This window comes from Bacillus sp. JJ1566 (genome assembly GCF_036962685.1).
Taxonomy (GTDB): Bacteria; Bacillota; Bacilli; order Bacillales; family Bacillaceae_L; genus Ferdinandcohnia.
Genome location: NZ_JBALOP010000038.1, coordinates 57,868 through 65,171, shown reverse-complemented (window position 1 = coordinate 65,171; position 7,304 = coordinate 57,868). Strand labels below are relative to the sequence as shown.

General features: G+C 41.0%; 6 protein-coding genes. 2 read left to right on the top strand and 4 right to left on the bottom strand.

What is annotated here, in order from left to right; all coding sequences use genetic code 11:
* Nucleotides 1–439 precede the first annotated feature (439 nt).
* The 3 genes from secA to hpf all read right to left on the bottom strand — a co-directional run bounded on the left by secA (nt 440) and on the right by hpf (nt 4,962).
* Nucleotides 440–2,950, bottom strand: a complete 2,511-nt coding sequence (gene secA, locus V7112_RS14755; protein WP_335421078.1) for a preprotein translocase subunit SecA — start codon at nt 2,948–2,950, stop codon at nt 440–442.
* Between the two features lie 229 nt (nt 2,951–3,179).
* Nucleotides 3,180–4,247 carry a GGDEF domain-containing protein gene (locus V7112_RS14750; protein ID WP_335421075.1) on the bottom strand — a complete coding sequence of 356 codons (1,068 nt, stop codon included), beginning with the start codon at nt 4,245–4,247 and terminating at the stop codon, nt 3,180–3,182.
* 157 nt (nt 4,248–4,404) lie between these two features.
* The gene (gene hpf, locus V7112_RS14745) at nt 4,405–4,962 is read right to left on the bottom strand and encodes a ribosome hibernation-promoting factor, HPF/YfiA family (RefSeq protein ID WP_335421073.1); all 558 of its coding nucleotides are present in this window, start codon (nt 4,960–4,962) and stop codon (nt 4,405–4,407) included.
* A 543-nt stretch (nt 4,963–5,505) separates the two neighbouring features.
* On the opposite strand from hpf, the gene V7112_RS14740 reads away from it, so the two are divergent.
* Both V7112_RS14740 and V7112_RS14735 read left to right on the top strand, forming a co-directional pair.
* On the top strand, nt 5,506–5,994 hold the full coding sequence (locus tag V7112_RS14740) for a CBO0543 family protein (RefSeq protein ID WP_335421071.1): 489 nt from the start codon (nt 5,506–5,508) through the stop codon (nt 5,992–5,994).
* The gene (locus V7112_RS14735) at nt 5,991–6,461 is read left to right on the top strand and encodes a CBO0543 family protein (protein ID WP_335421069.1); all 471 of its coding nucleotides are present in this window, start codon (nt 5,991–5,993) and stop codon (nt 6,459–6,461) included. The genes V7112_RS14740 and V7112_RS14735 overlap by 4 nt, the downstream gene beginning before the upstream one ends.
* A 56-nt stretch (nt 6,462–6,517) precedes the next feature.
* Here the strand turns inward: V7112_RS14735 and V7112_RS14730 are convergent.
* Nucleotides 6,518–7,304: OmpL47-type beta-barrel domain-containing protein (locus tag V7112_RS14730; RefSeq protein WP_438823893.1), on the bottom strand; the 787-nt coding region annotated here is incomplete at its 5' end.

The window sequence follows — 7,304 nt, the reverse complement described above, 5'->3', positions numbered from 1 at the left end:
GCCCACACGAGGTGGGTCACAAAGACGTTGAAGTGGCGATCTTAGTCTTTGATCTTAGGCTCGAAAAATTTCTTTTTCAAAAATCGTGGCATCCGCTAGAGGCTTTACTATATTTAGTCCCTGACTGAATATAGTTATATAATGAATCCTTCTTGATTATCTTACTCATTTTTTTGTTAGATTGTTAAGTATAAAAATACCGCACTTAGTTTTTGTTGTCTAGCTCCCAGGCGCCATCGGCTCGAGGTCACAAGCCAATCGCTTCTGAAGGCAAAAAACGCCTTCTGTCAGCGCTTTTCTTGTGCTTGTCGCCGATAGACAGGCGCCTTGTGCTTTTCTTATTAGTCCCGGTTTTTTTCGAAGGAAAAGGTGAGAGCTTACCTCTCACCTATCCAAAAGTTATCTTCATCTGGGTCAAGGGACCTGTCCCTTTGACCCATTATTTACCGTGACAGTTTTTAAACTTTTTACCGCTACCACAGTAGCAAGGGTCGTTACGGCCGATGTTAACGGCTTTTTGAACTGGGCGTTTCTTCGGCTTTTCCTCGCCGCCTTCTTTTGGTTGAACGGCATGGCCCTTCGCCACTTCTTCACGCTGCAGATTGTTACGGATTTGCGCCTTCATCACAAACTTCGCCACATCGTCCTCGATGGAAGCAACCATGTTTTCAAACATCGCAAAGCCTTCAAAGTTGTATTCGCGAAGTGGGTCCGTTTGACCGTATGCACGCAAATGAATTCCTTGACGAAGCTGATCCATTTGGTCGATATGGTCCATCCATTTGCTGTCGACAGAACGAAGCACAACGACTCGTTCAAATTCACGCATTTGTTCTGGCTCAATTTGGGCTTCTTTTTCATCATAGCGCTGTTTAACCTTTGCAAAAATGAGTTCGGACATTTCCTCTGGCTCTTTTCCGCGAAGATCGTTCTCGGTCACATCGCCTTCAAATAAAAGGTTCGCATTGACATGATCAATGATTCCTTTATAGTTCCAGTCTTCCTCCACCTCATCCTTTGGAGTATGGGCTTGAACAGCACGGTCTAAAGAAGACTTAATCATATTCTCAACAACCTCGCGAAGATTCTCGGAATCAAGAACCTCGAAACGCTGTTTGTAAATTACCTCACGTTGCTGACGAAGTACATCGTCATATTGTAAAAGCTGTTTACGAGCATCAAAGTTATTGCCCTCAACGCGTTTTTGCGCAGACTCAACCGCTTTTGAGACCATTTTACTTTGGATTGGCTGGGAATCATCCATGCCAAGACGCTCCATCATATTTTTCATATTGTCAGAACCGAAGCGGCGCATGAGCTCATCTTCCATCGATAGATAGAATTGCGTCACACCAGGGTCCCCTTGACGACCTGAACGTCCACGAAGCTGGTTGTCGATACGTCGGCTCTCATGGCGCTCTGTACCAATAACCGCTAGACCACCAAGATCCTTGACACCTTCGCCAAGCTTGATGTCAGTACCACGACCAGCCATGTTTGTCGCGATCGTTACGGCACCCTTTTCACCCGCATTTTCAATGATTTCAGCCTCGCGCGCGTGGTTTTTCGCGTTCAAGACATTATGCTTCACGCCTTTTTTCAATAAAAACTTCGAAATAATTTCAGACGTCTCAATCGCAACTGTACCAACTAAGACAGGTTGTCCCTTCGCATGGCGCTCAGCGATATCGTCGGCCACCGCGCGGAACTTTCCTTCGATTGATTTGTAAATTAAATCAGGACGGTCATCACGAGCAATTGGACGGTTTGTTGGAATCACAACAACGTTCATATTATAAATGTTGCGGAATTCCTCTTCCTCCGTCTTCGCTGTACCTGTCATACCTGAAAGCTTCTCATACATACGGAAGTAGTTTTGGAACGTAATCGTCGCAAGCGTCATACTCTCATTTTGAATTTCGACGCCTTCCTTCGCCTCAATCGCTTGGTGAAGGCCTTCACTATAACGACGTCCCTTCATCAGACGACCTGTGAACTGGTCAACGATGACGATTTCCCCTTCATCAACCACATAGTCAATGTCACGATGCATACTTGCATTCGCTTTTAACGCTTGGTTGATATGGTGAATCAAGGTCACATTTTGAATATCAAACAGGTTTTCAATGCCGAATACTCTTTCAGCCTTTGAAATTCCTTCTTCAGTAAGCTGAACACCCTTTGTTTTTTCATCATAGGTGTAGTCTTCTTCTTTTTTAAGAGTGGTCACAAATCCGTTTGCCTGAACGTAAAGCGATGTTGATTTTTGAGCGGAGCCGGAAATAATCAACGGTGTACGCGCCTCATCAATTAAAATCGAGTCAACCTCGTCAATTACGGCAAAATAAAGCGGACGCTGCACCATTTGTTCCTTATAAAGGACCATGTTATCACGAAGATAGTCGAAACCGAACTCATTGTTCGTACCGTACGTAACATCAGCGCGGTAGGCTTCAATTTTTTCCTCACGAGACATAGAGTTTAGGTTCAATCCAACCGATAGACCTAAAAACTCATAAAGCTGCCCCATCTCATGCGCATCACGGCTAGCAAGGTATTCGTTGACAGTAACAACGTGAACGCCTTTACCAGTGATTGCATTTAAATAAACAGGCATTGTGGAAGTTAACGTTTTACCTTCCCCTGTTTTCATCTCGGAAATATTTCCTTCATGAAGGGAAATCCCCCCCATTAGCTGCACGCGGTATGGGTGCAGACCCAACACACGCTTTGCACCTTCACGAACAACAGCGAAAGCTTCAACGAGTATATCATCGAGTTTTTCACCTTTTTGGTAACGTTCCTTGAACTCTTCGGTTTTGTTGCGAAGGGCCTCATCCGAAAGCTTCTCCATTTCAGGATGAAGTGCCTCAATTTTATCAGCAAGTGATTCCAATCGCTTGATTGTGCGTTTGTTTGGATCAAAAACTTTGTTTAAAATTCCAAGCATTATGTACGCTCCTCTATCGTAAATTCACACCAGCTGTAAGCTGAATGATTTTTTAAAAACAAAAACGAAATATCTTCTATTTTACCACTAAAAAGGACAAGGGTAAAATATTATCGGGTTTCTTGATGTGAGGGGATTCGACAAAGCAAAAAATGCTAGGCGCCAGACTGTCGATTAATGCTCTTGAGTAGCTGAAGCTAGACAACAAAAAAAGTACCCCGCAGGATACTTACATCGCATAACTAATTTGATTCCTGCCATTTTGCTTTGATGCATACAAGGAGTTGTCCGCTTTTTCGATGGCTTGGTATAGTTTTGACGGGTCTGTGAGTTCGGAAACCCCAATCGATACCGTTACCTGAAGCTTCTGGTTCTCCACATAAAACGGTGTTCTTTCAATCCCGCTACGAATCCCAGAAACAATTTTCATCAACTGTTCCTTCGAATCCACCTCTAAATATAAAATAAACTCCTCACCACCATAGCGTCCGAGTAGGGAAAGATCTGACGGAACAAGTTTCAGTAATGTGGTCGCTACATTTATTAAAACCGAATCACCATTAAGGTGACCGAATGTATCATTGATTTTTTTAAAATGATCAACATCAATCATCACGATATACTTCTGATGAGAGCTTGTCCCTTTTTTGATACGACTTTCAAAATAACGCATATTATAAAGCCCAGTCAGAGGGTCACGTTCCGCATAAAACCGCAGTTTTCGTTTTAACACCACTTCTCTATCCAACTGATTAATGAAAAAATACAGAATAAACGCGGATAACTGGAGTGCCAAAATCCGTACAAGATAGATTTCACTGAATACTTCCGCACCATTCGGCACAAGAAAAAGAATCGGCAAGTCTGAAACAAGCCAGCAAGCCGTCATTAAAGAAACTAACGAAATTGGGCTTGGCATCGCTCGATCCTTTTTATGAAAAAGAAGAGCCAGTAAAACAGGGAGAATCATGCCGAACACCACGCCGGGCATAGCCCCCACTCCACCCATGCCGAGCCTCCAGCTAACCGCAATAACAAGCGTAGGAATCGCATGCTTCCACCCCAACAAAAGAGTGAAGATCACCAGAGGAACAAGGCGAAGATCAAACTGGTAGCCATCGTAGCGGATCGGCAAATAAAATAGAAATACCACGCAGGCAGAGGTGAAGATGAGAACGCTCGTTGAAAATAGATACTTGTTAATCGATTTTCGATTCGTCACCAGGTTGCTGATGCATAAATACATGAACAAAATAATCGCAATATTTGAAAGGGTTGGTTGTAGAATAGTAATCATAGATATCCCTGCTTTATTGAAAAATCGGTAAATTGCGAGTTTCCCCGCATTTGTATTATCTACGATGTGAAGTATTTTGGCTATGGGGGATTTCCCCTATTTTTCTCAAAAAAGAGGCAGCCTAATGGATTAGACTGCACTCTTTATAAATTGTTATTTAGCTAGGTTCAATAATGCCGTATTTCCCATCCTTACGGCGGTACACGACATTTGTAGTATTTGTCTCTGCGTTTGTGAAAACGAAGAAGTTGTGACCAAGCATATTCATTTGCAGAATCGCCTCTTCACTGTCCATCGGTTTCAAATCAAAGCGCTTCGTACGAACTAATTCGTAATCCTCATCCTCTGCTTCTTGAACCGCCGTTGCTGTTCCAGTTCCACCATTAACAAACATTGTCTTGGTAGACCCTTTTTCACGAAGCTTACGGTTGACTTTTGTCTTATGCTTACGGATTTGACGCTCAAGCTTATCCGTCACAATGTCGATTGCCGCGTACATATCTTCATGAGATTCCTCTGCACGAAGCAAAAGCTGTGGCATCGGAATCGTCACTTCTATTTTATGATCCTTTGCATTATTCACTTTTAAGTTAACATTTACGTTTGCATCTGGAGTGCTGTCAAAATAGCGTTCAAGCTTTCCTAGTTTCTTCTCAACATACTCTCGCAATGCTGGAGTTACCTCAATGTTTTCACCACGAACGTTGTAATTCATACATGAACTCCTCCTTTTAACTCTAATGCATTGGACACAGCCCAGACCCTTTTTAGAGTAACCAACCTGTGTAACAATATAACCTCTTTTAAATTAAGGTTATAGGTACTATTTCTACAGACACCTCCCCAATTCCTGCTTTTTCGTAAAGAAAATATGAAGAAAATGTGAATTTATTAACATATTGTGTGGGTCATGGGGACAGGTTCATTGTCCCAGGTGCTTGACCATTGGGACACAGGGACAGGTTCATCGTCGCACCAAAATGGACATAATTATCCCAGTTGCCCTTCTTTTTTGCTATTCATGTAAATTTGTAAACAATATGTGTAGGTTTAAAAATATATGCATGTCTAAGGCGAGTTATGAATGGTTCTTGTGTGGTTTCTAAGATGAGATTACTCGAAGAATTCTTCAGTAGTAGTATATCCAAAATGGTTATGGATTATTGTGTAAAATTGGAAATTATATAAACTAATAAAAATACAAGATAACGGATAGACTTTCACATCGCCTCACATATTAATTTAAAGGGTGATAGATATGAATTTCGACTTTTATGTACTTATTTTATTATGGATTGTATTACCAGTTGTACTTTGGAAAGGTGTTCCTAAAAGCCGACTACGAGAAGCGATTGCTGCCTTTTTGTTTTTTCAGATGTTGACCTGGGTCTTTAGCATTGCGCTTACTTATGCAGGTTTACTTGAATCTCCAGTACGATTTTTTAAACATGCAACCAAGGTCAGTTTTACAATGGAATTTTTAGTTTTTCCTAGCATCGCCGTTTTTTTTCAAATGAGCTTCCCCAGAAATGCCCCTTATAAAAGACGTTTGACTCACTATTTGCTCTGGGTTGGTATCATTCTCTTGACTATGTTTACATTGTCATTATTTACCAATATTATGTCCGTTAATCCGGAAAGTATGATAAGAAGTTTCTTTAATTTTTTAATTGAGCTATGGCTGTGCCGTCGTTATGTGTTATGGGTGATTGAGCAGCCAATCTCAGGTAAGGTTGGATACCCATGAAGATGGATCATATGATTTTATACATCATTTACGCATGTACCTTCATGTCACTTGCTTATATCCCAAAGAGTAAATGGAGAGAAGCGAGTATCGCCTTTTTGTTTCAACAGTTTATCACTTGGTCTCTTGGGCTAATCCCAGTCGAATATCATTTACTTGAATACCCTGTTAGAGAACTCCCCGACGTCAATGGGACAAGCTTTTTATTCGAATTCTTAGTTTATCCTATTATCGGTGTTTTCTTTTGTATCCATTACCCACGAACAAAAACGCTTTGGAGGAAGTTTATCTATATAAGTGGATTCTGTACAGTACTAACCATATCGGAGGTCCTATTTGAAAAATACACGGACCTTATTCGTTATCTACATTGGGACTGGTATGTTTCCTGGCTATCCATTTACGCTACCTTATATGTATTATGGGTATTTTATAGCTGGTATTTTAAATTGAATAGAAAAACATAATAATATCGAAAAAGGGCACCCACTGTAGCAAAGCTACATTAGATGCCCCTCTAAAATTATTTGATTACTTTCACATCAGCCTGTCCTTTTACTACGAAGTCACCAAGTTTTCCTTCAAAGTTCATTGTCATTTGACCACGAACCCAGAAGAAGTCTTGACGTTCAAACTTGAACTGGCCTTTTTTAGCTTGTTGGTAATAGCCTTTGTTTGATGTTAGAGCCGAAACCCCATTAAGAGTCACTTCATCTAAATCAAAGTCTTTAGGGCTATAGCCCATTGGTAACGATACTTGTACTGTGAAAGCACCTTTATTTCCATTCATAACCTTAGGCAATACTTCAACAGTTGCTGGAATATAAACAAGGATCGTTTTTGTAACCTTTGTTGTCCATCCTGCGTGATCTGTTGCTTCAATTTCAATTACATATTGACCCGGTTTATCGAACGACACATTTCCACCATTTTGAACAATTTGGCCATTAACAGTCATTTGTTCATGTGCAATCCCGGAGTGATTATCAGCTGCGATATAAGTTAATTTTAAATCCGTTCCTAACGCATATTCATCAGCTACATCTAGTTCGATGGTTGGTGCTGTTTTGTCGATTTTTACTTGTACTGTTTGAACATCTTCTTTGTTCCCGGCAACGTCTACACTGTAGTAAGTTACTTCGGTTATTCCTTCTTCACTTACAGTAAAGTTTATACCTTCTACAAACTCAGAGCCGTTTACGGAATAGAATGTTTGAGCTACGCCGCTTAGGTTGTCAGTCGTTGTTAAATCAACCTGGAATTCCTTGTTGTTCCATACATCTGTTACATTTGATGTTGTCACTGGTGAT